This is a genomic window from Corynebacterium afermentans subsp. afermentans, from assembly GCF_030408355.1.
In the GTDB taxonomy this organism is placed as follows: Bacteria; Actinomycetota; Actinomycetes; order Mycobacteriales; family Mycobacteriaceae; genus Corynebacterium; species Corynebacterium afermentans.
Genome location: NZ_CP046606.1, coordinates 1,799,006 through 1,825,614 on the forward strand (window position 1 = coordinate 1,799,006; position 26,609 = coordinate 1,825,614).

Genomic DNA, 26,609 nt, shown 5'->3' on the forward strand with positions numbered 1-26,609 from the left:
CTGATCGGTGGCGTTTGCCCGCCGGTCAGGTGCCTTTTCGGTTGGGGAAGATCACGGGGATGCCGTCGCGGGTGGCTACAGGACGTTTCTTCGGCGGGCCGCTTTCAAGCACAACCACCAGCTGCGCCCACTGCGGCACCGGCTCAGCCTCCTCGGCGGTGTCCACCACATACGCGCGCAGCCCGGTGTAATCCACCGGTGCGGCGGGCTGATTCATCGCGGCGGCAACAATCACGCATGCGGCCGCGGCGCACACCGTCGCGCGCGGGCGGCCCGCCAGGAAACCGGCAACGACCCACCCGTAGGCCACCAAGGCCGTAAGCGGGGTTGCGCTCACCGTCGCGCTGGGCAGCCCCGCCCCCACCCGAGCCACCGTGTGCACCCACCACGCCAGTGGCTCCACGCACCACAGCACCGGCACCTCCAGGCAGCCGGGCAGCAGTGAGCAAACCGCGGCGACGAGGCCGAGCACCGTCACCGGCCCCACCACGGGTGCCACCAGCACGTTGGCACCGACAGAAACCAGCGAGACTCTGCCTGCCATCAGCGCCACAATCGGCATGGTGGCTAGGTCCGCCGCCACCGCCACGGCCAGTGCCCGCACAAGGATGTCCGGCCAGGCAGTCACCGCCAGCGCGCGGTACAGCAGCGGGTAGAGCGCCACGATGCCCGCCGTCGCCGCCACTGACAGGGCGAATCCGTAGTGCACCGCCAGGTCCGAATCCACCAGCACCAACCCGACGACGGACAGGCACAACGCGTGGACGGGCTCGGCTTGCCGGGAGGCAAGCACCGCCACCAGCCCCACCAGGCCGGATACTGAGGCGCGCAGCACGCTCGGCTCCGGCCCCACCAGCGCGGCGTAGACCAAAAGCGCCACCGCGGAGGCGGCGATCCTGCCGCGCAGCCCCGCGCCTATCGCAGCCGCCGCCACCGTGGCAAAGGTGGCCACAATGGCGATATTCGCCCCAGACACCGCCGACAAATGGGATAGGCCCGTATCGATGTACATCTGTTGTTCGGCGGCGGGTTGCAGGGAGACGTCGCCAAGCACCATGCCTGGGATGAGCCCGCGCGCACCTTCGCCCACCTGCGCCTCCACCGCCGCTGCGAAGGTGGAACGCACGTGGTGCGCGAACGCCGCCAAACCTTCAGGCGGGCCGAGGACCTCGACGTGTCCGTCGAGCAAGAAAGGGTTCACACCCGGCACGCCGGATTCCTTGGACACGCCGCGGCTCACTACCTGCGCGCCGGCGACCGCTCCGTCGGGCAGCTCGTCGGCGAACACCGGCGTGGTCGACGGCTTGCCTGGTACTCGCACACGCACCAGGTAGGCGCCCGTATCCGTCTGCTTCGGGGTGCCGCTGATCGTGCCCACAACCTCGGAGGCGGGGGCGCTTGCGCGGGTGCGCACCGCAGCCGTGAGCGCCCCCGCCGCGCCGAGGCCTGCGGTGAGCACAGCCTGGCCCGGCTCGCGCGCGGCCAGACAACATACGGCGAGGACCCCGGCGACGAGAAGCGCCGCCCAGACCCCGAAGAGGATGCAGCACGCCGCCGCGGCCCACACCGCCAGCGCCGCCGGCACCAGCCGCAGCTCCGACACCGCTTACAGCCCCACCATGTCGCGCATGGCCTCGAACTTCGCAGGCCCGATGCCGCGGACATCCGTGAGCTGCTCCACCGCGGTAAACGGCCCGTTGGTCTCCCGGTGGGCCACGATCGCCGCCGCGGTCGCCTCCCCCACCCCGGGAAGCGCGGTCAGCTCGGAGGCGGAGGCGGAGTTCAGCGACACGGTGCCGGACTCTGCAGGCGCCGCTCCTTCTGCACCGCCGGCCTGGGATGCGCCGCCGGCCGGGGGTGTGGCGCCGATGGCTTGGACGTGGATCTGCTGGCCGTCCACAAGCAGTTGCGCCTGGTTGTGCGCCAACAAATCGGCGTGTGGCAGCGGCTGCGCGATCTGGAGGGCATCGGCGATGCGGGAGCCCTCGTTCAGCGTCATCAGGCCCGGGTTGGCCACCTCCCCCACCACCGCCACGACAACCACCTCGCTGACCTCGGTCGGCGACGCCACCTGCTCCCACGAAACTTCATCACCCTCCCCGCCCCCGCCGCGCAGCGCCGCCCATGCCCCCACCGCAACGAGCAGCGCGACCACCGCCGCGGCGGCCGGCTTCACCGGCACGGACACCCGCGGCGCGGGATAGCGCACGGCAAGCAGGTCCTCTTCCCCGGTGGGCCGGGTGAGCTCCTGGAGACGGTCAATGGCGTTCATGCCCGGCACGCTAAGCCCGGCAGCCACGCACCGGAAGCCCCCATCGAAAAACCTGTGGATAACGTTGTTGCAACGTCACCGATTAGGGCGGGTTATCCACACCTACTGGGCGGATTCCGGAGAAGAAAAGACAACCGACAGGCCGATGGCGCCGGGTCCGGTGTGGACCGCGATGACGTCGACAAGCGGCTCGCACATCACCCGCGAGCCTTCCGGCAGCTGGGCCTCAAGCGATGACGCCAGCTGGTCAGCGGCCTCCTCGGCGTCAGCGTGCTGGATCGCCGCGAACACCGGCTGGCCGCCGGCGCGCTCCACCACCAGCTCCGTGAGCTTGGCAAACGCCTTCGACTGGGTGCGGGTTTTGCCGGCGAGTTCCAGCTTGCCGTCGTGGATGCGCAAAATCGGCTTGTTGGCCAGAAGCGCCGCGGAAAGCACGGCGGTGCCGGTGGGCAGGCGGCCGGACTTGCGCAGGTCGTCGAGCTGGTGCAGGTACACCCACGTCTCGGAGCGGGCGAGTGTGGATTTCGCCATCTCCTCACACGCGGCCAGATCCCCACCCTCCTGCGCCACGGTGGCGGCGGCCATGGCGGCCGCGCCGATAGTCATCCCGGCGGCGTCCGTCTCCACCACTTTCACCGTGCCGGGAAACACCGCAGACGCGGCCACCGCCGCCGACCACGTGGACGACAGCGACTTAGACAGGTGCAGGGCGATCACGCCGTCATCGCCGCCGCGCTCCAACTGGCGCGCGTAGCAAGCCGCAAGCTCCAGCGAGGACACCCCAGAGGTGCCCTTGTCCTCACCGCTGCCGATGACGTGCATGTCGGCGACGGTGATGTCCAGCTCACGGACGACCTCAGCGGGCAGCCCCGCCGAAGAATCCACCACGACGCGCACCGCCATCTAGTTCAGCCCCCGGTTCCAAGCTTCGAGGTACCAGCGGGTCTGCGTCGGCTCGTCCAGGCGCGGCATTGCCACGAGCCGCGCCGTGTTCGCGTTGCCCAAGCCCTTGATCGCCGGGTACTGCGCCACCACGAAGCCCAGCAGCGACGCGGTCAGCGCGGCGATGGTGCCGCCGTGGGAAACCAGCAGCACAGCGGAGTTGTCCCACTCGTCGTAGTCGCTCATCAGCTCGTCCACCACGGCCTGCGCGCGCGCAGCGACCTCGAGGCGGCTTTCACCGCGCGGGGGCGCCCATGTCGCGTCCGTGCGCCACACCGCACGTGCACCTTCGTGCTCGGTGTCCACTTCGGTGTGGGTTTTGCCTTGCCAGTCGCCCAGGTGCGTCTCGCGCAGACGCTTATCGACGTCTACAGCCAACCCCAAATCCGCCGCCACCACGTCAGCAGTGTTTTTCGCGCGCACAAGGTCGGAAGAGATGATCTTCGAGATGCCCAGGTCGCGCAGCTCTTGGGCCGCGGCGTGCGCCTGGCTGACGCCGCGCTCGGACAGGGTCGTGTCCAGCTGCCCCTGCATGCGAGAGGTGGCGTTGTAGTCCGTTTCGCCGTGGCGCAGCAGGATTAAACGACGTTGCATGGCCTAGAACTCGTCGTCGGCGGCTGCCGGGCCCTCGCCCGCCAGCGGCAGATCCTCGATGTTCTGTGCCTCGCGCATCTCGGCTTCGTTGCCGAAGGTGGCGGGGCGTTCGTAGGGCTCCAGGCCCTCGACCTCGATGGCTGGGCAGTCCGCGTACAGGCGGTCCAGGCCGTAGAACTCGCGCTCGGCGTCGCGCTGGATGTGCACGACGAAGTTGCCGTAGTCCAAAAGCACCCAGCGGTTTTCGCGGTTGCCCTCGCGGCGCTTCGGCTCCACGCCTGCGTCCGTCAGGTCGCCTTCGACCTCTTGGACGATGGCGGCGACCTGGCGCTCGTTGTCGGCGGAGACGATCACGAACACGTCCGTGATGGCCATAACGTTGGACACGTCGATGACAGCGATGTTCTTGCCAAGTTTCTCGTCGGCGGCCTTCGCGGCAATCTTGGCCCGGTCGATGGAGATCTGCGGAGCGGTCAAGTGGGAACCCTTCGTTGGTTGGACAGACGCCGCCATTGTCCCACGACACGGCCTAAGAGTGCTACTTAGGCGTACAGGGCGTTTTTTGCGATGTACTGCACCACCCCGTCCGGCACCAGGTACCAGACGGGCCGCCCCTCGGCGGCACGCGCGCGGCAGTCTGTGGACGAGATGGCCATCGCCGGAATTTCCACCAGGTGCACGCGCTTTTGGATGTCCGTCGGCAGCATGTCTTCGCGCAGGTCGTAGCCCGGGCGGGTCACGCCGACGAACTCGGCGAGCTGGAACATCTCCTCCCAGTCGTGCCAGGACATGATGGAGGCCAGCGCGTCGGCGCCGGTGATGAAGTACAACGCTTCGTCCGGGAACTGTTGGCGCAGATCCCGCAGGGTGTCGATGGTGTAAGTCGGACCGTCTCGGTCAATGTCCACCCTGGAGACGGAAAAGCGCGGGTTGGAGGCGGTGGCGATCACCGTCATCAGGTAGCGGTCCTCCGCCGGGCTGATGGTCTTACCCGCCTTCTGCCAGGGCTGGCCGGTGGGCACGAAGATGACTTCGTCCAGGTTGAACCGGTCCGCCACCTCGCTCGCGGCAACTAGGTGGCCATGGTGGATGGGGTCGAACGTGCCGCCCATCACCCCGATGCGCCGCGCCTCATCCAGGGAGGCTGCAAAGTGTTCTGCCATGTGCCGCTACCTCGCCGGAGGCAGCATGGTGATGTCCACGGACTCGATGAACAGCAAACCGCCGCCGAGCACCAGCGCGAGCAGCGCGCCAACTACGCCGACGATGGCGCCGATGCGCAGCTCATCAGTGGTGTCGTCCGCCCACTTACTGGCGCTGCTGCTGGAGCCGCCGGCGACCTTCTTCTCCTCGCACACCTGTTTTCCGTCCTTGTCGGTGACGGGAATCGGGTTGCCGTCTGCGTCGATGATCGGGTTGCCCTTCTCATCCACCTTCATCTTGCAGGTTTTTTCTACCGTCACGCGCTCCTCGGTGTCGCGCGTGATGGTTTCCGCGCCCGCCGGCACGGCGGTAAGCGCAACGGCGCAGGCGGTCGCGGCGGCAGCGGAACGGATACGACGTCTCATTAGCCGTACCGTACCTGATCCACGAACCGGCCGAACGAGTCGGAGACCTGATTGTCCCAGCGGGAGTGCCAGCGGAAGTAGCGGGCGTGATTGCCGCCGGTGGGGCGCGAGGCTTCCAGGGTCTGGCGCGACAGGTCGCACACGGCGTCCAGCGGCAGGCAGTAGTTCACGCGGTTACGGGTCGCGGCCGCGGTCTTGGTGTTAAACGGCAGCGCGCCGAGGATGCCGCCTGCGCCGCCGCCGCGCACGCCCACGGTGGACCAGTCGCCTCGGGCAGTGTTCGGGTTGCCGAAGTAGACAACGCCGGCGAGCTGGCCGCGGCGGGCCAGTTCACGCTCGTGCTCGAGCAGGATCATCGCGCCCTGCGAGTAGCCGGACAGGATGTACTTCGGGCGGCAGCCGGTGGTGCGCTCGTAATCGTTGACCATCTGCATCACACCACCGCGGCCGATCTTCACCGAGTCCAGGAACTGGTTCGCGGCGGTGCGCGCCATCATGAACATCGGGCTGGCCCACTGGAAGGCGAGACCGAGCGCCTGCAAAAACGTCGACGGCACGGCGACCTCGGGCACGTCGTACTCCGGGAATGTTGCCGGGTAGTAGCGCGGCTCCAGGCCGATGACTTCGACGTCCTTCATCAGGGAATTACCGCCGTGGGTGGCCACGTAGCGGCGCTCCGCATGCTGCAGGAAGGCACGGATGGTCTCCGCCTCCCAGCCGTTGGAGGTCCAGGCCGCCCCGCCCGAGTAGCGCGTGGGGTAGATCTGGTTGTTTTGGCCGGAGCCGCGGGCGGCGATGACCGCGACGGCCGGGCAGCGGGTTTGCGCGTCGGCCTCCGGAACGGGCGCGACGGGGGAAACGGTGGCTGTCACGGCGGTGGCGACAGCGGTGGCGAACAGGCCGATACGGGCCCGCCAGGAGGAACGGGATTTTTTCACGCGGATAGACTAGCGCACCTGGCCTGCACCTTCCAGGATCCATTTGGTGGTGGTCAGCTCCGGCAGCGCCATCGGCCCGCGGGCGTGCAGTTTCTGGGTGGAGATGCCGATTTCGGCCCCCATGCCGTACTGCTCCCCGTCCGTAAAGGCGGTCGATGCGTTGAGTACGACTGCTGCGGCGTCGACGGCGTCAGCGAATCGTCGTAAAGCATTGGCGTCTTGGGCCGCAATTGCCTCGGTGTGGCCGCTGGAGTAGCGCGCGATGTGGGCGATCGCACCTTCGACGCCGTCCACGACGGCGCTTGCGATGTCCATGCTGAGGTACTCCTCGGCGAAATCAGCCTCCGTTGCAGGCACAACATCCGCACTGAACGTTCGCGAGCACCTCCTCGCGCTCGGCCTGTCTTTGCTGGTCAGTCTGCATGCTAGTACCCCGCGTCGACGTCCACTTCAGTGGCCATCTTCTCGCCCGCGGTAAACAGCTCCCAGTTCTTCGCGGCCAGCCCGCCGATGCGGCGCTCCATAAACCGCGGGATGTTGGCTACGTGTGGGGTGATCACGCAGTTGTCCAGGCCCCACAGATCGTGGTCGGCGGGCAGCGGCTCGGGCTCGGTGACATCCAGGCCGGCGCCGCGCAGGTGGCCGTCGGCAAGTGCCTGCGTGAGCGCCTGCGTATCGACGAGCGGCCCGCGCCCCACATTGACCACCACCGCGCTATCAGGCATTTTCCCGATGGTCTCCGCGTTGACCATGTGGCGGGTTTCCTCGGTGAGCGGGGCGATGAGGACGAAGTAGTCGTGGTTGTCCCAGACATCGTCGGAAAGCGTCACGGTATGGTCTGCGCCCTCGACGGGGTTGCCGGAGCGGTTCACCGCAGTGATCTCCATGCCGAAGGGCTCCAGGAAGCGGATCAGCGTTTTGCCGATGCCGCCTGCACCGATGATCGCGAGCTTCTTGTTGTCGAAGAGGTACTGCTTCTCCTTGAACAGCTGCGTATTGTTCCACTCGCGGTCCACGGCCTTCATGCGGTGCTCCACCGCGAGCAGCAGCGCGAGGGTGGACTCGGCGACGGTGTCGTCGTACAGCCCGCCGGCGTTGGCGAAACGCACGCCGTTTGCCGCGTGCTTGGCAAAGACATCCTGCAGGTTCTCCACGCCCGCGTACTGGATCTGCACGACCTTGACGGAATCGGGCAGCTGGTCCGGGAAGTCGCCCGGGCCGCCGCCGAAGAGGATCATGTCCGGGTTGTCCTCGAGGGCCACATGCTGGTGGCCCTCCGCCTCCAGCGCGGCAATCGGCTCGTCTTTGGGCTTGGGCAAAAACGTGAACTTCATGCCCGCCCAGACTAGTTACTACAGGCGCGAGGCGTAGTTGGACAGGTAATCCGCGTGCACCACGGCCCTGCGCTGGTGGGTGGGCAGCTCGTCGGAGTGGCGACCACACATCGCGGCAGGCTCCGCGGCGTCGTAGGCGACCTCGCCGCGGCCCACGGCTTCAGAATCCGGGCCCAGGATTTCCACGATGTCGCCGGCGTGGAATTCGCCCTCGATGCCGGTAATCCCCACCGCGAGCAGGCTCGTGCCGCCGCGGGTCACGGCCTCGACGGCGCCCTTGTCCAAGCGCAGCACGCCCTCGGCGTCCGCTGCGTAGAGAGCCCAGAACTTCCATGCCGAAAGTTTCCGGCCTGGGCGCGTGTGGAACACAGTGCCCACCTGTCCGTGATCGAGCGCGGCGTCGATGTTTTCCGTGGCGGTCAGCAGCACCGGCACGCCGCCGCGGGTGGCCAGGCGCGCGGCCGAGACCTTCGCCGCCATGCCGCCGGTGCCGAAGACGCCCCCGTCGCCGGCTTCGACGTCGGTGAGGTCGTTGCCGGAACGGACTTCGTCGAGAAGCTTGGCGCTCGGGTCTGATGGATTTTTGTCGTAGAGTCCATCCACGTCCGACAGCAGTACCAGCGCGTCCGCGGACACGAGGGTGGCCACGATGGCGGAGAGGCGGTCGTTGTCGCCGAAGCGCATCTCGGAGGTGGCTACCGTGTCGTTCTCGTTGACGATCGGCACCGCGCCCATCTGACGCAGCCTATCGATCGTGCGCTGCGCGTTGCGGGCGCGCTCTCGGGACCCGGCGTCGCTCTGCGTGAGCAGCACCTGGCCAACCGTCCTGCCATAGCGCGCAAAGGAGGCGCCCCACACCTGCGCGAGGTGGATCTGCCCCACCGACGCGGCCGCCTGTTTGGTGGCCAGATCGCGCGGGCGCGCCTTTAACCCCAGCGGCCCCATGCCCGCCGCGATCGCACCCGAGGAAACCACGACCACTTCGGAACCGCGCGCGATGCGGTGCTCGATAGCGTCCACGATGCCGTCGATCTTCGCCGGATCCAGCTCGCCTGAGGCGTTTACCAGGGAACTTGTGCCCAGCTTGACCACAATGCGGCGGGCGGCGGCGATCTGGTTGCGAAGCGTTGTCATGCGTGTGAAGTCTACGCCTGTGAATAACCCGCCCAGCGTTATCCACAGATTTCGGAAGGGTCTTGCGCGTTCCGTTTTTACGGATAGTTTTCGACACGTGAACGAATTTGACACAACAGCGCTCGAGTTCCTGGAGCACTTCGACCGCCAACAACTAATCGACGCCGGCCACAGCCCGCGCGCGGGTACCTCGTGGCTAACCCGCACGGGCACCACGGCGCGATGGACCTGCTGTTAGGCAAGCGCAGGCCCTGAAACTTTCATCAATTGCACAGTAGATTGACAGGGAATGCGCTATAGCTATATCCATGAAACGCCTTCTAGCACCCGTTGCCATTTCCGCATGCCTCCTTCTCACCGGTTGCGGTGAGAAAGAACCCACCTTCACCGAACTGCAGGCATTTCCAGGGGTAGAGTTACCCGAGTTCACGGAATCCCAGATCGTGAACTATCAGGCCGACGAAACCGGCCAGCTAACCACTGTCTACTACCCCGACACAGATCCACAGGAGATTACGGAGTATCTCGAGTCCGACTTTCCCGGTGTCGGATACAAAGGTGTCAAATTCCGCTCGACGATTCCGGGCTCCACCAAGATGATCCAGCTCGGCGACACCAACGTTCAACACCTCGGGACGCAGTGCTACGCCACCGACCGAGTGAATATGCGCGCCGATCGCATGCTTACGATCACCCCTATGGCCGACACAAATGGCGGCACCTACCTCGAACTGCTCGAGGGCACAAACACGTGGGGCTGCCGCGACAAGGAATACCAGGACAATAAGTTTGCCTTCGAGGCAACCATGTGGGCCGATAAGAAACTCAAGCAGTTTGAGCAGTGGATCGTTAGCGGCAAGTGGAAGGGCACCGCCTGCGCCGCAGCCATGGGCGGGCTCGGCGCCGACTTCGATGACGTGATGGAGGTGTGCAGCGGCTTCTAGCCCTGCCAGCGCTCGCGGTCGGCTTCTTCGCCGGTGCCGTAGTCGTACTCGTCGATCAGGCCGCGGCGGGCCTGGGACGCACGCTTGCGCTCGGCGGCGGACGTGCGGTCCGTGCCGCCCAGGCGCGCGTCCTGGCCGCGGCCGGCCAGCGTCGGGTCGCCCCCGATGGTCGGCTCCCAGTCGAACGAGATCTCGCCGATGGTGACCGTGTCGCCCTCGTGGGCGCCGGCCTTGCGGAGCATGTCTTCCACGCCTGCCTTGTTTAGGCGGTCCGACAGGTAGCCGACGGCCTCGTCGTTTTCGAAGTCCGTCTGGCGCACCCAGCGCTCCACCTTTTCGCCGGTGACCAGCCAGCCTTCCGGGTACATGGGGTCGCGCACGACCTCCACGCCGCCGTCGTCGCCGCGTCGGCTGAGGGCTTTGGGGCGGATGACCTGTGGTTCGTCGATAGGCGTGGTGCGACGCTTTTTGCGGGTGCGCTTGACGATGTCCCACATTGCCCACTTCAGCTCGTCCAGCCCCTCACGGGTGGCGGTGGAGATCATGTACACCGGCCAGCCGAACTTCTCCTCGATGTCCGCGCGCAAAAACTCAGCGAGCTCCTTGGCCTCCGGGATGTCCATCTTGTTCAGCACCACGAGGCGCGGGCGCTCGCGCAGGTCACCCAGGCCGGAGTCCATGTCGAGGGCGTCGGCGTAGGTGTCCAGCTCGTGTTCGAGGGCCTCGATGTCGGAGAGCGGGTCGCGGCCCGGTTCCATCGTGGCCACGTCCACGAGGTGCGCCAGCACCGCGGTGCGCTCAATGTGTCGCAAAAAGTCCAGGCCGAGTCCCTTGCCCTCGCTTGCGCCCGGGATCAGGCCGGGCACGTCCGCGATGGTGAAGGTGTCGTGGCCGACGTTGACCACACCCAGGTTCGGCGCGAGCGTGGTAAACGGGTAGTCCGCGATCTTCGGCTTTGCGGCGGACAGCACAGAAATAAGCGAGGATTTGCCTGCCGACGGAAACCCGACCAGGCCCACATCCGCCATCGACTTCAGCTCCAGGATCAGGTCGTGCGCCTCGCCTGGTTCGCCTTTCAGCGAGAAACCGGGGGCTTTGCGCTTCGCCGTCGCCAAGGCTGCGTTGCCCAAACCTCCGAAGCCGCCCTCCGCGGCGATGAAGCGGGTGCCCGGCACGGTCAAGTCCGCGAGCACGTCGCCGTCCTCGCTGCGCACCACCGTGCCCACCGGCACCTGCAGCACGAGGTCCTCGCCGCGCGCGCCGTTGCGACAATCGCCCGCGCCGTTCGCGCCGCGTTGCGCCTTGATGTGCGGGCGGTACTGGAAATCCAGCAGCGTGTGCACCTGGGTGGATACCTCGAGGATGATGTCGCCGCCGTGGCCGCCGTTGCCTCCGTCCGGACCGCCGAGCGGCTTGAACTTTTCGCGGTGGACGGACGTGCAGCCGTGGCCGCCGTCGCCTGCTTGCAGGTGCAGGGTTGCGCGATCAACGAATTGGGCCATGGTGGTTTGCCGCCTTTCTTTAGGACACGGACGATGATAAGCAAAAAGCGCCGTCGGCCCGAATGGACCGGCGGCGCCTACGCTTCGCGGTTACGCGGTGGCGGTTGCCTCGTCGGCGGTGCCTTCGTCGACAACGCCTGCTGCCTCAGCCTGCTCGAGGACCTCGGAAGCAACACCCTGGCCGTCGGCCGGGACGATGTTGACGATGCGGCGCTTGCGCTTGATGCCGAACTGGACGGAGCCTGCGGTCAGTGCGAACAGCGTGTCGTCGCCGCCGCGGCCGACGTTGTCGCCCGGGTGGAACTTGGTGCCGCGCTGGCGGACGAGGATCTCGCCGGCCTTGACCTGCTGGCCACCGAAGCGCTTCACACCGAGGCGCTTGGACTCAGAGTCACGACCGTTCGAGGAGCTGGATGCACCCTTCTTGGTTGCCATTGTTCAATTTCTCCTAGTGGTTACTTAATGCCGGTGATCTTGACGGTGGTCTGCGGCTGGCGGTGGCCCTGGCGGACCTTGTAGCCGGTCTTGTTCTTGTACTTCAGAATGTTGATCTTCTTGCCCTTGCCGTGCTCGACGATCTCTGCGGTCACGTTGACCTTGGACAGTGCGTCGGCACCGGAGGTGACGTCTGCGCCATCTACGAGAAGGATCGGGGTGAGTTCGACCTTGTCGCCTGCTTCACCCTCAAGCTTCTCGACCTTGACGAGGTCGCCCTCGGCAACCTTGTACTGCTTGCCGCCGGTCTTGACGATCGCGTACATAGAGGGTTACCCCTTATCTCTACTCGCCCGCCCCCTGCATGCTCGGGGGCGGAAATGGAACAGTTTGAGCGCTTCGGGGCCTATTGTGGCCTGCCGTGCCCGCATGCGTAGGCAACGAGGCGGCACGCCCCGAAACAGCGACTCGGCAAGACTACACCGGCACCATGCGCTTTACCAAACCGCGTTAGCTGCTGCGGCGGGTGGCGCGCCTGCGTCCGCGCCGCGGGGAAGCCTTTGCTTCTCGACGACGCTCCGCCTCCCGACGCTTCTCCTTCTCCCCAGATCCAGCGTCGCGCTGCGCGGCTGCTGCGTTTGTTGTGGCGTTGGCTGTGGCGTTGGACTTGCGCACGGCGCGACGGCGGCCCCTGCGGCCCGCCGCCGGCTTCGCCTTCGCTACCGGTTCATCCTTCTCGGCGTCCGGGGCAGCTTCTGCGGCGGTGTCCTGGTAGTCCTGGCGGCGTGGGCGGACGTCGGAGCGGGAATTGCCGCGGGTGCGGCGCTTGCGGCGCGGCGAGTTGTCGAACTCCTCCACCGCTTCCTCGAAGCTCTGCTGCGGGACGTCCTTGTCGCTTTCCGGGCGCTTGTCGCTTTCCGGGCGTTCTTCCTGCTTGCCCTGGGTGTCTGTCTGGGGCCCGCGGCCGCGGTTGCCCCCGCGGCGGCCCCGGCGGCGCGAGGAACGGCGGCGCCCCTCGGAAGCGTCGCTGTCGCTGCCGTCGCTGCCATCCCTGTCGTCGCCGTCGTTGCTGTCATCGCTGAAGATCGAGTTGAGCAAGTTGTCCATCTCGTCTTCGTTGAGCTGCTTGCGCTTGGAGCGGCGTGGCCGGCGCGCGGTCTCGGCGTCTGAGTCGGCGGACTTGTTCCGGCCGCGGGAGGAGCGGTGCTCGTCGTCACGCGAACGGCGCTTGGAGCGCTCGTCGCGGCCACGCTCGGAGTACGGGTCGTGCTCGACGGGGTCGTCGGTGACGATGATGCCGCGGCCGCCGCAGCACTCGCACTCGGTGGAAAACGTCTCCAGCAGGCCGTTGCCCAGGCGCTTGCGGGTCATCTGCACCAGGCCCAGGGAGGTGACCTCGGAGACCTGGTGGCGGGTGCGGTCGCGGCCGAGTGCCTCGTTGAGGCGGCGCAGTACGAGATCCTGGTTTTCGGGGAGGATCATGTCGATGAAGTCGATGATGATCATGCCGCCGATGTCGCGCAGGCGGACCTGGCGCACGATCTCCTCGGCGGCCTCCAGGTTGTTGGAGGTGACCGTCTCTTCCAGCGAGCCGCCGGAGCCGGTGAACTTGCCGGTGTTGACGTCGATGACGGTCATGGCCTCGGTGCGGTCGATGACCAGGGTGCCACCCGACGGCAGCCACACGGTGCGCGACAGCGCCTTTTGCAGCTGCTCGTCGATGCGGTGGACCTCGAAGGCGTCCTTGCCGTCGTGGCTGGAGCGGTCAAACTTCTCCAGGCGATCCAGAAGGTCCGGGGCGACGGACTGCACGTAGGCGTGGACGGTGTTCCACGGCTTGCGGCCGTCCACGATGAGCGAGGTGAAGTCCTCGTTGAACAGGTCGCGCACAACCTTGACCAGGATGTTCGGCTCCTCATACAAGGTCACCGGCTTCGCGCCCTTGGAGTTTTTCTCCTTTTCCGCCTGCTCCTGGATCGCGGTCCACTGGTTGTGCAGCCGGTTCACGTCGGCCGCGATGGCTTCTTCCGGCACGTTTTCGGCGGCGGTGCGGATGATCGCCCCGCCCTTGCCGGGCACGACGTGGTTCAGGATTTCCTTCAGGCGCTTGCGCTCCGGCGCCGGCAGCTTGCGGGAAATGCCCGCGCTGCGGCCGCCCGGCACATACACCAGGTAGCGTCCAGCCAGCGAGATCTGGGTGGTCAGGCGCGCACCTTTGTGGCCGACGGGGTCCTTAGTCACCTGTACCAGCACCTGGTCGCCGGATTTGAGGGCCTGCTCAATGCGGCGCGAGCGCCCGCCCAAACCGGCGGCCTTCCAGTCCACCTCGGAGGCGTAGAGCACGCCGTTGCGGCCCTGCCCGATGTCGATGAACGCGGCTTCCATGCTGGACAGCACGTTTTGCACGCGTCCCAGGTAGATGTTGCCGATCATGGAGGACTGGCTTTCGGCGGTGACGAAGTGCTCCACCAGAAGCCCGTCCTCGAGCACGCCGACCTGGGTGATCTTGCCGTGGCCGTCGCGGCGGTCGCGCTCGCGCACCACCATGTGGCGCTCGACGGACTCGCGGCGCGCCAAAAACTCGGCCTGGCTGACAATGCGGGAGCGTTTGCGATGCTCTTCGCGCTTTTCTGTGCGGCGGCGGCGCTGCGCTTCCAAGCGGGATGAGCCCTTGATCGCCTTCGGCTCTTCGATCACTTCGGGCTCTTGCTTATCCGCGTCCTCCGGCGAAACCTCGTCGATAGGCTCGGGCTCCTTCTCCTCGCTCGGCGCCGCGGCGCGGGTGGCGCGGCGGCGCTTGCGCTCCGGGGCCTTGAAGACGGGGGCGCGGTTGGCGGTCTCCTCCGGCACGGGGGTGATCTCCGGCTCGACGTCGGTGAGCGGGCCCTCGCGCAGGTCCGCCTCGACCTTATCCTCGATTTGGTGGATCTCGTTTTCCACGTCCTTGCGCACGCGCTGGCGGATCTTCTCGTCCGCGGCGTCGTCTGCAGTCTCCTCGTCGTCGGTGGTGGCGGCGGTGTTCGCGAGTGCGTCGAGAAGCTGCTCGCTTTCAGCGCGCGTCAGCGTCGACTGCGCAACTTTGACCACGCCGAGCTCCGACAGCGCGACCACGAGCTCCTTCGACGGCACGCCCAGCGCTTTAGCCAGCGTGAACACGCGGGTTTTCTCCGCCAGCTGGGAACGGTCGAACGCGGCGTAAATATTCTCTTCGGATGCCTTGTGACCAGCCAATGTGCGTCACTCTCCAATTTTGCTCAGCCGCAACCCGCCGGGGTGGGCCGGGCGCTGGCAAAACGTTGCCGAAGCGGCCGCACGGCGAACCCCACGGTGCGGTACATGTGAAAGTTTCCTAGCGTCGCGTCGCGGCGCTTGCGCTTACCATTGTGGCACAGCGATCCCTGGGGTGCGGGGCAAGGATTACTTCTCGGCCAGTCGCAGAAGGTCGGCCACCGCCGCAACGGGGGCGTTCTCGTGGCGTTCAGTCAGCGCCGTGCCGACCACGATCTGCAGCACTCGCGCGGAGTTGAAATCCACACCGGCGCGTTGCAAAAGCTCCGCGATGAGATCTTTGAGCTCGTCGGTGGATTGGCGGACGTAGTCGCCGACTTTGCCTGTTTCGCGCTGGGCCTCGATGAACGCGGCGACCACCGCACTCGCGCGCGTCGTCTGCCCGCACGCCACAACGTCCACGACCGACTCGGCCAACTGCACCGGGTCTGAAAGCTCGACCCCTGCGCCCTTCGCGCGCTCCATCGCTTCCAGGCGGACCTGCACCAGTTGCTCGAAGCAGGTGGCCACCAGCTTGTCGCGTGTGGAGTAGTAGTACCCGATGGATCCCACCGGCACCGATGCGGCCGCCGCGACCTGCCGGTGCGTCAGCCCCTTGAGCCCCTCCGCAAGCAACAGGTCAATCGCCGCATCCAGGATCGCAGAGCGCTTCTCCACCGCCCGTACCTGCTCGCTGCGAGATGCCACCACGGTTCACCTTTCTCACTATGCGGATCACATGCGACTCTATTTATACAACAATTAGCCCGTCGCGACTGAAATTCCCCCGCCCTAGACGTGAAAAACACCGCAGCCGTGGCGGCTGCGGTGTCTGACTACGTGCGCTTAGAGGTTCGGGAACCAGATGCCGATCTCACGCTCAGCGGACTCCGGCGAGTCGGAGCCGTGGACCACGTTTTCCGCCACGGACAGAGCGAAGTCGCCGCGGATGGTGCCCGGGGTGGCCTTGGCAACCGGGTCGGTGCCGCCGGCCAGCTGGCGCCACGCCTCGATGGCGCGCTCGCCCTCGACGATGCCGGCGACCAGCGGTGCGGAGGTGATGAAGTCCACCAGTTCACCGAAGAACGGCTTGTCCTTGTGCTCGGCGTAGTGTTTCTCAGCGGTTTCGCGGTCTGCGGTGCGCAGGTCCAGCTCCACAAGCTTCAGGCCCTTGCGCTCGATGCGGGAGATGATGTCGCCGACGTGGCCGTTTGCAACACCGTCGGGCTTGATCAGGATCAGAGTACGTTCAGTCATAGCCCAAAATCTTACCCCAAAGTCGTATTTATGCCTCCCGTACGATGCGCGCTGCGTCCTCTGCGGTGGTGCCCCGGAACCACAGCTGCACCTGCTGCACCGCAAGCTGGAAGTTGCCCTCGGCTTTCATGCGCTGGACGGTGGCGCGTTGTTCGTCGTCAAGCTCGGGCGCGATGTCTTCCCGGCGCTTGTACTGCTCGTAGAACCCGAGCACCAAAAACAGCCCGGCGGCGACGATCGCCACGGTGCCCACCCACCCGGGCAGGGTTGTGTACACGGCCACCACAGCGACGATGGAAAACACGGCGGCTAGGGCGAAACTCACGATGCGCATGGGCCATACCGTAGCCTTGTTGCCCATGGTGCACAGCTCTCCCCTGCCGGATGTCGCGCTGCCGAACACTGCGCTCGACCGCCTGGTCCCGCGCGGGGAGCTGCCCGCCATCACGGAGTACGACACAGGCCGCACCGTCACCTACGACGAGCTGTGGGCGGTAGCGGACGCGGCCGCCACCCGCCTGCGAAACCGCGGCGTGGATCCGGGCAGCGTGGTTGAGCTGCGGCTGCCCAACTCCATCGACTTCGTGGCCGCACTACTCGCCGTCTCGCGCACGGGTGCGACGACGTGCCTGATCGGGCATTCGCTTATCGACGCCGAAGCGTCGCGTCTTTCCGCCCTCGCCGGCGTCACCCACCGAATCGAGCCGGGCGATCTCGCCCCCGGCCCCGCCGACGCTTTTGCTCCGGCGGACCCCGGTTCGGTGGCGGTCATCCCGTTTTCCTCCGGCACCACCGGGCTACCCAAGGGCGTGGAGTTGACCCACCGCTCGATTACAGCCAACGCGGTGCAGTTCAACGCGGCGCTAGCCGCCAGCGGCATCGGCGAGGGCACCCGCGTGGCCGCTCCCCTGCCGTTTTCCCACATCTACGGCTTGAACACGCTGCTGCTGTCGTCGCTTGCCGCGGGCCGGCACGTGTTCACCGCCGCGCGCTTCGACCTCGCCGAGTTCGCGCGCGCCCACCGCGCGCACTCCATCGAGCTGAGCTTCATCGCCCCGCCGATCGCGCTGGCGCTGGCGAACTCCCCCGCCATCAACCCGGCCGATTTCGCCGCCTGCGCCCACATGGTCTGCGGCGCCGCACCCTTGGACGAGGCGCTGGCTCGCCGCGTCGAGGACCGCCTGGGCATTGTCATGCTGCAGGGCTACGGCACCACCGAGTCCTCGCCTGTGACGCACGTCGGCATCGCCGGCCGGTCAAATCCGGGCACCATCGGGTACGCCATCCCAAACACCGAATTCCGCGTGGTGGACTCAGATACCGGCGCGGAACTGCCCGACGGCGCCGACGGCGAGCTGCAAGTCCGCGGCCCCCAGATCATGCGCGGCTACCTGGGGAACCCCAAGGCCACCCGCGGTGCCATCGTGGACGGCTGGCTGCGCAGCGGCGACATCGCGCGGGTCAACCCGGACGAGACAGTCACGGTCGTCGACCGCGCAAAGGACGTGTTCAAGTACCACGGGTTCCAGATCGCCCCGGCCGAACTCGAAGCACTGCTGCTGACGCACCCGCAGATCAGCGACGTGGCTGTTGCCGAGCGCGGCGGGGTGCCGAAGGCTTTCGTCGTCAAGCATGGGCCCCTAGACGAGGCCCAAGTGATGGAATGGGTGGCGGCGCGCGTGACCGCCTACAAAAAGGTGCGCGCCGTGGCGTTCGTGGACGCGATCCCCCGCAATGCCGCCGGCAAGATCCTGCGCAAGGACCTCTAAGTGCCCCTCTAAGTGCCCAGGTGCTGGGTGGTGAGGTAGCCGCCACGCATACGCTGGACGATCTCCGAGCGCATGCGGATGACGAAGTACCACACGATGCCGAAGATGATGCCCACCGCCGTGACCGACCAGTGGATGAAGAAGCCGAAGATCAGCGGAATCTGCAGCGCAATGTCGATCCAGAGCGCGGCCGGCTTCTTCTGGAAGAACGCCATGACCACGTGCGCCAGGCCGATCACGGTGATGTAGACCCAGTTGAAGGTGGTCCAGTGTTCGCCGCCGTCGACTTTGAGGATGACGGTGAGGATAAGCAGAACCGTGATGGCCTCCATGATCAGCGTGCCGGAGAGCACGCCGGTCAGCCCCGACATCGGGTCTTTAACCGGTTCCTTGCCGGGGCCGAGCGGGCCCATCTGCTGGTTGCTGCGTGTCATTGCGGGTCCTTTCCAAACATCGCGCGGGCCTCGCCGGCGGTGACCACCGAGCCGGTGATGAGCACGCCGGAGCCGGACTGCACGCCCACCTCGGCGAGCGCCTCCTCCGCCAGCTCCACGGCGAGCTCGTAGGCGGATGGCAAGTGCTCCTCGACGTGCACGCGCTCGTCGCCGAACACCTCGCGGGCGGTTTCCGCCAGCTCGTAGGCGTCCGTGGCGCGCGGGGACGTGTTCTGCGTGATCACGACCTCGGTGAGCACCGGCTCAAGCGCCTCCATGATGCCCCGGGCGTCCTTGTCGCCCAAAATGCCGAGCACGCCGATCAGGCGCGTGAAATCGAAATCGCGCTCCAGCGCCGCCGCGAGCGCCTGCGCGCCGTGCGGGTTGTGGGTGGCGTCGATGAACGTCGTGGGGGTGGCGCGCACGCGCTCCAACCGGCCCGGCGAGGTGGTGGCGGCGAACCCCTCGCGCACCGTGTTCGCGTCGAGCGTGCGCTCGGCGGATGCGCCGAGGAACGCCTCCACCGCCGCCAGCGCCACCGATGCGTTGTGCGCCTGGTGCGGCCCGGACAACGGGATAAACACGTCCGCATACTCGCCCGACAGCCCCTTGAGTGTGAGCGTCTGCCCGCCCACGGCCACCTCGCTGGCTGCCACACCGAACTCCTGGGCGAAGCGTGCTACCGGCGCGCCGACCTCCACGGTGCGCTCCAAGATCACGCGCATTGCGTCCGGGTCCTGCTGGCCGATCACGGCCACGGCGTCCGCGCTGCGGATAATTCCGGCCTTTTCGCCTGCGATCTCGGCGAGGGTGTCGCCCAAGTAGTCGGTGTGGTCCAGGCCGACAGGCGCGATCACGTCCACGTCCGCGTCGACCACGTTGGTGGCGTCCCAGCGCCCGCCCATGCCGACTTCGACCACGGCGACGTCGACAGGCGCATCCGCAAAAGCCGCGAACGCGATGCCGACCATGACCTCGAAGTAGCTCATGGGTACACCGGTGCGCTCGTCCACCATCTGGATGTACGGCTCGATCTCGCGGTAGATGCGCACGAAGTCCGCCGGGTGGATCGGCTCGCCGTCGATGCCGATGCGCTCGGTGACGGACTGCAGGTGCGGACTCGTCGTGCGGCCCACACGGTTGCCAAACGAGCGCAGCAGCGACTCCACCATCCGCACGGTGGACGTCTTGCCGTTGGTGCCGGCGACGTGGATGACCTTGAAGGACTTCTGCGGCTCGCCGAGGAAATCCATGAGCAGCGCGATGCGCTCCAGCGACGGGTCAATGTCCGTCTCCGGCCAGCGGGCGGTGAGCTCGGCTTCCACCTGCGCGAGCGCGGCTAGATCTTCCTCGCTCACGCCGCGCGGGGCGAGCTGATCGCTCTCGTTGCTCTCCCCCGGCGCGCCGAGGTTAAGCGTCAGGCCGGCGTCGGTCTGCTGGATGTCGTACTGCTCCGGAAGTTCGGGCAGTTCAAACTCTTCGCTAGCCACTTAGGCCTCCGGCAGCTGGTCCAGGCGTGCGGTGACGCGCTCGAACTCTTCCTGCGCGACCTGCTGGCGGACCTTGATCTTTTCCACCACGGCCTCCGGCGCGTTGGCCAAAAACTGCTCATTGGCCAGCTTCGCGCCGGTGGTGTCCAGCTCCTTTTGCGCCGCGGCGAGCTCCTTTTCCAGGCGCTTGCGCTCGGCGGCGACGTCGACGGTGCCGGAGGTGTCCAGGGCGACGTCGAGGTTCGCCTTGCTCAGGCGCATCTCAATGCTTGCCGACGCGCTAAAGCCCTCCCCCGGCTTTTCCACCCTGGCAATCTGGCGGACCACGTCCTCCAGCTCCGCCAGGTCCGCGGACGCGAAGTCCACGCGGGCCGGCACCTTCTGTGAGGGCTTGACACCCTGGTCGGAGCGGAAGCGGCGCAGCTCGGTGATGAGTTTGATGGCGTCCTCGACGCGGGTGCGCGCCTGGGTGTCAGTCTCAGCGCCGCCGTTGGTGTCGTCCGCGGTCGGCCACGGCGCGGTGGTGACGGTGTCATTGCCGGTGAGCGCCTTCCACAGCACCTCGGTGACAAACGGCATGGTCGGGTGCAGCAGGCGCAGCATGACGTCGAGCACGCGGCCGAGGACGATCTTGGTGTTTTCGCCCTGCTCGGTCTCGCCCTCTTTGGGGATCTGTGTCTTGGCGATCTCCAGGTACCAGTCGCACAGCTCGTCCCACGCGAAGTGGTAGAGCGCCTCGTTGGCCTTGGCAAACTGGTAGTCGTCCAGGTAGGCGTCCACCTTGGCGCGCACTTCCTCGGCGCGGTCCAGGATCCAGCGGTCCGCGTCCGTGAGCGCCTCGCGGGCCGGCAGCTTATCCACGTGCGCGCCGTTCATCAGCGCGAACTTGGTGGCGTTGAACAGCTTGGTGGCGAAGTTGCGGGCGGCGGTTGCGTGGTCCTCGCCGATGGGCAGATCCACGCCCGGATTCGCGCCGCGGGCCAGGGCGAAGCGCAGCGCGTCCGCGCCGTATTGCTCCACCCAGTCCATCGGGTCGATGCCGTTGCCCAGGGACTTGGACATCTTGCGGCCCTTTTCGTCGCGCACCAGGCCGTGCAGGTAAAGGTGCTCGAACGGAACTTGAGGCCTCCGCTCCGCTCCGGCCCCAAGGACCTCCGGGGTTTCCTGGCCGGCGAAGGTGCCGAACATCATCATGCGCGCCACCCAGAAGAACAGGATGTCGTAGGCGGTGACCAGCACGGTGGTGGGGAAGAACTTCTCCAGCTCCGGGGTCTTCTCCGGCCAGCCCATCGTGGAAAACGGCCACAGGGCAGACGAGAACCAGGTGTCCAGCACGTCCGGGTCCTGCTCGTAGCCTGCCGGCGGCTGCTCGTCGGGGCCGACGCAGACCACGTCGCGCTCGCCGTTTTCGTCCTCCGGGCCGTACCAGATCGGGATGCGGTGGCCCCACCACAGCTGGCGCGAGATAGTCCAGTCGTGCATGTTGTCCACCCAGTCGAAGTAGCGCTTCTCCATGGAATCCGGGTGGATGACGGTGTCGCCGGAGCGCACGGCGTCGCCGGACATCTTCGCCAGCTCGTCGACCTTGACAAACCACTGCAGCGAAAGCCGCGGCTCGATCGGCTCGCCGGAGCGCTCCGAGTGGCCCACGGAATGCACGTACGGGCGCACTTCCTTGACAATGCGGCCCTGCTCCGCCAACGCCTCGCGCACGGCTACGCGGGCCTCTTCGCGGGTCATGCCGTCGAAGCGGGTGCCGGTATCGGCGATGCGGCCCTTCTCGTCCATCACGATCGGCATGTCCAGGTTGTGGCGCAGGCCCATCTCGTAGTCGTTCGGGTCGTGCGCCGGGGTAATCTTCACCGCACCGGTGCCCAGCTCCATGTCCACGTAATCGTCCGCGATGACCTCAAGCTTCAAATCCTCGCGCAGCGGGTGCTCGAAGACCTGGCCGATGAGGTGCGCGTAGCGCTCGTCTTCCGGGTGCACGGCGATAGCGACGTCGCCAAGCATTGTCTCCACACGAGTGGTGGCAACGATCAGGTGCGGCTCGTCGTCGTTGAGCGAGCCGTAGCGGATGGAGACGAACTCGCCCTCGACGTCCTTGTACACCACCTCGATGTCGGAGACAGCAGTCTCCAGCACCGGCGACCAGTTGACCAGGCGGTAGTCGCGGTAGACCAGCCCGCGGTCGTAGAGCTGCTTGAAGATGGTCTGCACGGCGCGCGAGAGGCCGTCGTCAAGCGTGAAGCGCTCGCGCGACCAATCCACCGAGTCGCCGATGGCGCGCATCTGCGTGGTGATAGTGCCGCCGTACTGCTGTTTCCACTCCCAGACGCGCTCGATGAACTCCTCGCGCCCGTAGTCGTAGCGGTCCTTGCCCTCTTCCGCCTTGAGCTTGGCCTCCACCTTGGTCTGGGTGGCAATGCCGGCGTGGTCCATACCCGGCAGCCAAAGCACCTCGAAGCCCTGCATGCGCTTGCGGCGCACCAAAGAATCCATCAGCGTGTGGTCGAGCGCGTGGCCCATGTGCAGCTGGCCGGTCACGTTCGGCGGCGGCAGCACGATCGAGTACGCGGGCTTGTCCGACTGCGGATCCGCCGTGAAATACCCGGCGTCGACCCAGCCTTCGTACAGGTCGCGTTCGTGGGCGCTGGGCTCCCACGACTTGGGCAGTTGGTTCGCGCGGTTCAGATCGTTCGTCTCAGTCACGCGCCCTATCTTAACCAGCGCCCTAAAACAGCTTGTCGGCGATGGCGGCTTCCTTCCGCAGGGCCTCGATGTTGCTGTCGAGGCGTGCCCTTTGGTCGTCGTTAAGCGAAAGCCCCTCGACCACATGCCAGGCGCCGTCGCTGGTGGCCGGGAAGCCGAACATGAGGCCCTCGTCCACGCCGTACTCGCCTGTCGACGGCAACGCCACCGTCGCCCAACGCCCATCCGTGCCCTGCATCCAGTCGCGCATGTGGTCCACCGACGCCGAGGCCGCGGACGCCGCGGAGGACTTGCCGCGCACCTCGATGATCTCCGCGCCGCGCCCCGCCACCCGCGGGATGAACTCCTCGGTGTACCAGTCGCGCTCCACCTCCACCGGCGCGCCGTCGGCGCTGGCGTAGGTGACGTCCGGGAACTGCATATCCGAGTGGTTGCCCCACACCACGAGGCGCTCAATGCTTCTCGACGGCACGGACAGCCGGTCCGCCAACATCGACTGCGCCCGGTTGTGGTCCAGGCGCATCAACGCGTTGAAGCGGTCTTTCGGCACATCCGGTGCCGCCTTCGAGGCGATATAGGCGTTGGTGTTGGCCGGGTTGCCCACCACCAGGACGCGAATGCCGTCGGCGGCGCCGTTGTTGATGGCCTCGCCCTGGCGTTTGAAGATCTGGCCGTTGGCAACGAGCATGTCCGAGCGGGACTCGCCCTTGCCGCGCGGCTTCGCGCCGACTAAGAAGGCGGCCTCTGCCCCGTCGAAGGCCTTAGCGGCATCGTCGGTGACCTCGATGTTGCCCACCAGCGGCAGCGCGGAATCAGCAAGCTCCATCGCGGTGCCCTCCGCGGCGCGCACCGCGGCCGGGATCTCCAGCAGGGTCAGATCCACCGGCTCGTCGCCGAAGACGTCGCCGGCGGCGATGCGCCACAGCAGGGAGTAGGCGATGTTACCGGCGGCGCCAGTGACCACGATCTTTGCCATATGTCTTTCTCCTCTTCTCGTACATCATGTGCGTTGACTCACAGATAACCTACCCCCGGCCGGGGCGGAATTTCACGGCTATACGCCCGAGAGTGGGCATCTGGTGCACGATTGAGGGGTATTTCAAACGAAAGGGGACGGACGTGACCGACGGTGCCGACGCGACCTCCCCTGACTCCGTGGTCCACGCCGCCCTGGCCGCGTTCGCCCGCAAAGGCTACACCGGCGCGAAAGTGGAAGCGCTGGCCAAGAAAACCGGCATGACCAAGCGGATGATCCACTACCACTTCGGCGACAAGCACGGCCTCTACGCCGCGGCGCTGCGCCTCGCGCTGGACCAGCTCGCGCCGCCGGAAAACATCCTCAACCGCTCGCACGCCGTGCCGGTAGAAGGGATGCGCCGCTTCGTCGACGCGCTCTACCACGCCTTTTTGCACAACCCCGACGCCGTGCGCCTGATCCTGCGGGAAAACCTGGACCCGGCTGTAGCGGCCGAAGACGCCTCGGCACTCGCCGGCGTGCGCGACGTCACCCTCCACGCCGAGCGGCTCCTGCTCGCCGGCCAGGACGCCGGCGCGTTCCGCCCCGGCATCACCGCGGTGGACCTGCTCACCCTGATCTCGTCGCTGTGCCTCTACCGCGTCGGCAACGCCGCCACCGCCAAACACGTCTTCGGCGTCGACGTCGAAAGCCGCCGCAACATCGACGGCATGCGCCGCATGGTCATCGACACCGTACTGGCGTTTCTGACCTCAAACATCTCGTACTCCGGCTACGAGTCCTACCTCGAAGCCACCCCGGCACCTACCGAGGATGCAGACCCGGACGAACTGTTCGACATCTACGGCGACGAGGGCCGGATCGTCTAACGGACCGAAGGTGAGCTCTTAAGCAGACTGCTTTTCCTCGGCCTCGATGTACTTCGGGTCCCCCTCGCCGAGGGCCACAGCCTCATCGACGACAACCTCCGCGACATTCTCGCGGTCCGGCAACTCGTACATGATGGGGACGAGCAGCTCCTCCATAATCGCGCGCAGACCGCGCGCACCCGTCTTGCGCTCCGCCGCCTTATCGGCGATCACACCGAGCGCCCCGTCAGTGACGGTCAGCTCGGCGCCGTCCATGGCGAACAGGCGCTTGTACTGCTTTACCAGCGAGTTCTTCGGCTCCGTGAGCACGCGCTTCATCGAATCGCGATCCAAGTCGTTCACGTGCGCGAGGATCGGCAGACGGCCGATGAACTCCGGGATGAGACCGAACTTCACCAGATCGCCCGGCTGCACCTGGGCGAGGAGGTCCGCCTCGTCGCGCTGCTCCTTCGAGTCGATCTCCGCGCCGAAGCCGATGCCCTTCTTGCCCACACGCTCCGCGACCACCTTGTCCAGCCCCGCAAAGGCGCCCGCGACGATGAACAGGATGTTCGTGGTGTCCACCTGGATGAACTCCTGGTTCGGGTGCTTGCGCCCGCCCTGCGGCGGCACCGACGCGGTGGTGCCCTCCAGGATCTTCAGCAACGCCTGCTGCACACCCTCGCCGGAGACGTCGCGGGTAATGGACGGGTTCTCGGACTTGCGCGAGATCTTGTCCACCTCGTCGACATAGATGATGCCCTGCTGCGCGCGGTTGACGTCGAAATCCGCCGCCTGCAAAAGCTTCAGCAGGATGTTCTCCACGTCCTCACCCACGTAGCCCGCCTCGGTGAGGCTGGTGGCGTCCGCGATGGCGAACGGCACATTCAGCATCCGCGCAAGCGTCTGCGCCAGGTACGTCTTGCCCGAGCCAGTGGGGCCGAGCAGGAGGATGTTCGACTTGGCGATCTCCACGTCCTCGTCCCGCTTGCGGCTGGACACATTGGAACCTTCCGCCTTGATCCGCTTGTAGTGGTTGTACACCGCCACCGCAAGGGTCCGCTTCGCGGTGTCTTGACCAATGACGTACTCGTCCAGAAACGCCGTGATCCCGCTCGGGCGCGGCAAGCGGTCCGGGTCGTCCGCGCCCTTGTTGTTCTGCGCGCCGGCGAGCTCCTCCTCGATGATCTCGTTGCACAGCTCGATGCACTCGTCGCAGATGTAGACGCCGCCGCCGGCGATGAGCTTGCGCACCTGTTGCTGGCTCTTCCCGCAAAAAGAGCACTTGAGCAGGTTCGCGCTGTCGTGCGTAGTTGCCATATGCGCCTATCTACTCCCGTCTTCGGTCAATCCCAACCGAGTGTAGTCGTTGCGTCAAACCATAGCTTTCACGCCACAAAGGGGCCATGACGCGGTTTCCCGTAATCGCATCCGCTAGCCTGTACACGTTAAACAATCGTGCCCACCGGTGCGCCACTAAAACGCGCACCCCGAAAGGAACCGATCCGTGAATCGCAGCCGCACTTTCTCTGCCTTCGCCGCAGCCGCCCTCGCCGCGTCGCTGCTGGCCGGTTGCTCGGACTCAAACGCGGACGTAGAACCCCTGGCGGAACCCGTGCTGGACTTCCCACAGACCAGCACCACCCCCACCCCGACGCCGACGACCACCAAGTCCGACGACGATGAGGACGATAAGGAAACGACCACCTCGTCCTCCACCACGACCAAGAAGTCCTCGACAAGCTCGTCCACTAAGTCGTCCACGCGCACGTCCACAAAATCCAGCTCGAAGCGCTCCGAGTCCCGCAGCTCGAACAACTCCAATAAGGAGGCGCGCGAGCCAGCACCGGTGCGCGAAACCATCATCGACGACCGCCCGGGCGCCACCTGCGCCTGGCCCACCCAGGGTGAGGCCAGCGGAAGCCAGGAATACAGCACGTTCTGCGACCGCGAATGGGCCCGCACCGTCACCTCCGATGGACAGGACTACTACTGGGCAGCCAAGGGCCAAGGGTGGGTCTCCGTCGACCCGACCACCACCGACGACGGCGATATCTGCTGGGCACGCGAGGACTTCGAAGCCGCGCCTGAGGCCATCCGCAACGCCGTGGCATTCTGCGACCCGGCATCCGGGGATAAGGCGGAGTAGCCGAAGGTTTCGTCGCAAAGCAAAACGCGCCCGGAGCGAACCGG

26 protein-coding genes and 1 pseudogene are annotated in these 26,609 nt (G+C 66.5%); 4 read left to right on the forward strand and 23 right to left on the reverse strand.

Annotated features, from left to right (window positions below; all coding sequences use genetic code 11):
- Positions 1-25 precede the first annotated feature (25 nt).
- The 11 genes and pseudogenes from CAFEA_RS08560 to proB form a co-directional block, all read right to left on the reverse strand.
- Positions 26-1,603 carry a ComEC/Rec2 family competence protein gene (locus CAFEA_RS08560; protein WP_063937954.1) on the reverse strand — a complete coding sequence of 526 codons (1,578 nt, stop codon included), beginning with the start codon at positions 1,601-1,603 and terminating at the stop codon, positions 26-28.
- Between the two features lie 3 nt (positions 1,604-1,606).
- Positions 1,607-2,272, reverse strand: a complete 666-nt coding sequence (locus CAFEA_RS08565; RefSeq protein ID WP_063937952.1) for a ComEA family DNA-binding protein — start codon at positions 2,270-2,272, stop codon at positions 1,607-1,609.
- 102 nt (positions 2,273-2,374) lie between these two features.
- Complete coding sequence (locus CAFEA_RS08570) at positions 2,375-3,175, reverse strand: DegV family protein (protein ID WP_063937950.1); 801 nt, start codon at positions 3,173-3,175, stop codon at positions 2,375-2,377.
- Positions 3,176-3,808: a histidine phosphatase family protein gene (locus tag CAFEA_RS08575; RefSeq protein WP_063937949.1), complete on the reverse strand. Its 633-nt coding sequence runs from the start codon at positions 3,806-3,808 to the stop codon at positions 3,176-3,178.
- A gap of 3 nt (positions 3,809-3,811) precedes the next feature.
- Positions 3,812-4,285, reverse strand: coding sequence for a ribosome silencing factor (gene rsfS / locus CAFEA_RS08580; protein ID WP_034998223.1), 474 nt, complete (start codon positions 4,283-4,285; stop codon positions 3,812-3,814).
- Positions 4,286-4,350: 65 nt separating this feature from the next.
- Positions 4,351-4,971: a nicotinate-nucleotide adenylyltransferase gene (gene nadD, locus CAFEA_RS08585; protein WP_063937947.1), complete on the reverse strand. Its 621-nt coding sequence runs from the start codon at positions 4,969-4,971 to the stop codon at positions 4,351-4,353.
- Between the two features lie 6 nt (positions 4,972-4,977).
- Complete coding sequence (locus CAFEA_RS08590) at positions 4,978-5,376, reverse strand: hypothetical protein (RefSeq protein ID WP_063937945.1); 399 nt, start codon at positions 5,374-5,376, stop codon at positions 4,978-4,980.
- Positions 5,376-6,314 (reverse strand): hypothetical protein, encoded by a 939-nt coding sequence (locus tag CAFEA_RS08595; RefSeq protein ID WP_159437630.1) that lies wholly within the window; start codon positions 6,312-6,314, stop codon positions 5,376-5,378. The genes CAFEA_RS08590 and CAFEA_RS08595 overlap by 1 nt, the downstream gene beginning before the upstream one ends.
- A 9-nt stretch (positions 6,315-6,323) precedes the next feature.
- Positions 6,324-6,671 (reverse strand): annotated as a pseudogene (locus tag CAFEA_RS08600) (glutamate-5-semialdehyde dehydrogenase); the annotation flags it as partial.
- 68 nt (positions 6,672-6,739) lie between these two features.
- A complete protein-coding gene (locus tag CAFEA_RS08605; protein ID WP_063937941.1) occupies positions 6,740-7,648 on the reverse strand; it encodes a D-isomer specific 2-hydroxyacid dehydrogenase family protein in 909 nt (302 codons plus the stop codon).
- Positions 7,649-7,666: 18 nt separating this feature from the next.
- The gene (proB, locus tag CAFEA_RS08610; protein WP_063937939.1) at positions 7,667-8,782 is read right to left on the reverse strand and encodes a glutamate 5-kinase; all 1,116 of its coding nucleotides are present in this window, start codon (positions 8,780-8,782) and stop codon (positions 7,667-7,669) included.
- A gap of 308 nt (positions 8,783-9,090) precedes the next feature.
- Here proB and CAFEA_RS08615 point away from each other — a divergent pair, with 308 nt between their 5' ends.
- Complete coding sequence (locus tag CAFEA_RS08615) at positions 9,091-9,726, forward strand: DUF3053 domain-containing protein (RefSeq protein ID WP_063937937.1); 636 nt, start codon at positions 9,091-9,093, stop codon at positions 9,724-9,726.
- Here CAFEA_RS08615 and obgE read toward each other — a convergent pair.
- The 7 genes from obgE to CAFEA_RS08650 all read right to left on the reverse strand — a co-directional run bounded on the left by obgE (position 9,723) and on the right by CAFEA_RS08650 (position 16,521).
- The gene (gene obgE, locus CAFEA_RS08620; RefSeq protein ID WP_063937935.1) at positions 9,723-11,228 is read right to left on the reverse strand and encodes a GTPase ObgE; all 1,506 of its coding nucleotides are present in this window, start codon (positions 11,226-11,228) and stop codon (positions 9,723-9,725) included. The two genes, CAFEA_RS08615 and obgE, sit on opposite strands and share 4 nt — an antisense overlap.
- A 90-nt stretch (positions 11,229-11,318) precedes the next feature.
- On the reverse strand, positions 11,319-11,663 hold the full coding sequence (gene rpmA / locus CAFEA_RS08625) for a 50S ribosomal protein L27 (protein WP_034998211.1): 345 nt from the start codon (positions 11,661-11,663) through the stop codon (positions 11,319-11,321).
- A gap of 20 nt (positions 11,664-11,683) precedes the next feature.
- A complete protein-coding gene (gene rplU, locus CAFEA_RS08630; protein ID WP_063937933.1) occupies positions 11,684-11,989 on the reverse strand; it encodes a 50S ribosomal protein L21 in 306 nt (101 codons plus the stop codon).
- A 184-nt stretch (positions 11,990-12,173) separates the two neighbouring features.
- A complete protein-coding gene (locus CAFEA_RS08635) occupies positions 12,174-14,894 on the reverse strand; it encodes a translation initiation factor IF-2 N-terminal domain-containing protein (RefSeq protein ID WP_082855682.1) in 2,721 nt (906 codons plus the stop codon).
- Between the two features lie 186 nt (positions 14,895-15,080).
- On the reverse strand, positions 15,081-15,638 hold the full coding sequence (locus CAFEA_RS08640) for a TetR/AcrR family transcriptional regulator (protein WP_159437631.1): 558 nt from the start codon (positions 15,636-15,638) through the stop codon (positions 15,081-15,083).
- A 138-nt stretch (positions 15,639-15,776) separates the two neighbouring features.
- Positions 15,777-16,187, reverse strand: coding sequence for a nucleoside-diphosphate kinase (gene ndk, locus CAFEA_RS08645; protein WP_034998207.1), 411 nt, complete (start codon positions 16,185-16,187; stop codon positions 15,777-15,779).
- Positions 16,188-16,215: 28 nt separating this feature from the next.
- Complete coding sequence (locus CAFEA_RS08650; protein ID WP_063937929.1) at positions 16,216-16,521, reverse strand: hypothetical protein; 306 nt, start codon at positions 16,519-16,521, stop codon at positions 16,216-16,218.
- 25 nt (positions 16,522-16,546) lie between these two features.
- Between CAFEA_RS08650 and CAFEA_RS08655 the strand changes: the two genes are divergently transcribed.
- Positions 16,547-17,956, forward strand: a complete 1,410-nt coding sequence (locus tag CAFEA_RS08655) for an AMP-binding protein (protein WP_063937927.1) — start codon at positions 16,547-16,549, stop codon at positions 17,954-17,956.
- A gap of 8 nt (positions 17,957-17,964) precedes the next feature.
- On the opposite strand, the gene CAFEA_RS08660 is transcribed toward CAFEA_RS08655, so the two are convergent.
- The 4 genes from CAFEA_RS08660 to CAFEA_RS08675 are packed head-to-tail and all read right to left on the reverse strand — an operon-like array spanning position 17,965 to position 23,568.
- Complete coding sequence (locus tag CAFEA_RS08660; RefSeq protein ID WP_063937925.1) at positions 17,965-18,390, reverse strand: DUF4233 domain-containing protein; 426 nt, start codon at positions 18,388-18,390, stop codon at positions 17,965-17,967.
- Positions 18,387-19,880, reverse strand: a complete 1,494-nt coding sequence (gene folC, locus CAFEA_RS08665; RefSeq protein WP_063937923.1) for a bifunctional tetrahydrofolate synthase/dihydrofolate synthase — start codon at positions 19,878-19,880, stop codon at positions 18,387-18,389. Before folC ends, CAFEA_RS08660 begins: the two co-directional genes overlap by 4 nt.
- On the reverse strand, positions 19,881-22,592 hold the full coding sequence (locus CAFEA_RS08670; RefSeq protein WP_063937921.1) for a valine--tRNA ligase: 2,712 nt from the start codon (positions 22,590-22,592) through the stop codon (positions 19,881-19,883).
- A 22-nt stretch (positions 22,593-22,614) separates the two neighbouring features.
- Positions 22,615-23,568, reverse strand: a complete 954-nt coding sequence (locus CAFEA_RS08675) for a malate dehydrogenase (protein WP_063937919.1) — start codon at positions 23,566-23,568, stop codon at positions 22,615-22,617.
- 143 nt (positions 23,569-23,711) lie between these two features.
- Here CAFEA_RS08675 and CAFEA_RS08680 point away from each other — a divergent pair, with 143 nt between their 5' ends.
- The gene (locus CAFEA_RS08680) at positions 23,712-24,437 is read left to right on the forward strand and encodes a TetR/AcrR family transcriptional regulator (RefSeq protein WP_063937916.1); all 726 of its coding nucleotides are present in this window, start codon (positions 23,712-23,714) and stop codon (positions 24,435-24,437) included.
- 18 nt (positions 24,438-24,455) lie between these two features.
- Here the strand turns inward: CAFEA_RS08680 and clpX are convergent, their stop codons facing one another.
- Positions 24,456-25,736: an ATP-dependent Clp protease ATP-binding subunit ClpX gene (clpX, locus tag CAFEA_RS08685; protein WP_063937914.1), complete on the reverse strand. Its 1,281-nt coding sequence runs from the start codon at positions 25,734-25,736 to the stop codon at positions 24,456-24,458.
- 187 nt (positions 25,737-25,923) lie between these two features.
- Between clpX and CAFEA_RS08690 the strand changes: the two genes are divergently transcribed.
- Positions 25,924-26,565 carry a hypothetical protein gene (locus CAFEA_RS08690; RefSeq protein WP_034998196.1) on the forward strand — a complete coding sequence of 214 codons (642 nt, stop codon included), beginning with the start codon at positions 25,924-25,926 and terminating at the stop codon, positions 26,563-26,565.
- Positions 26,566-26,609 lie beyond the last annotated feature (44 nt).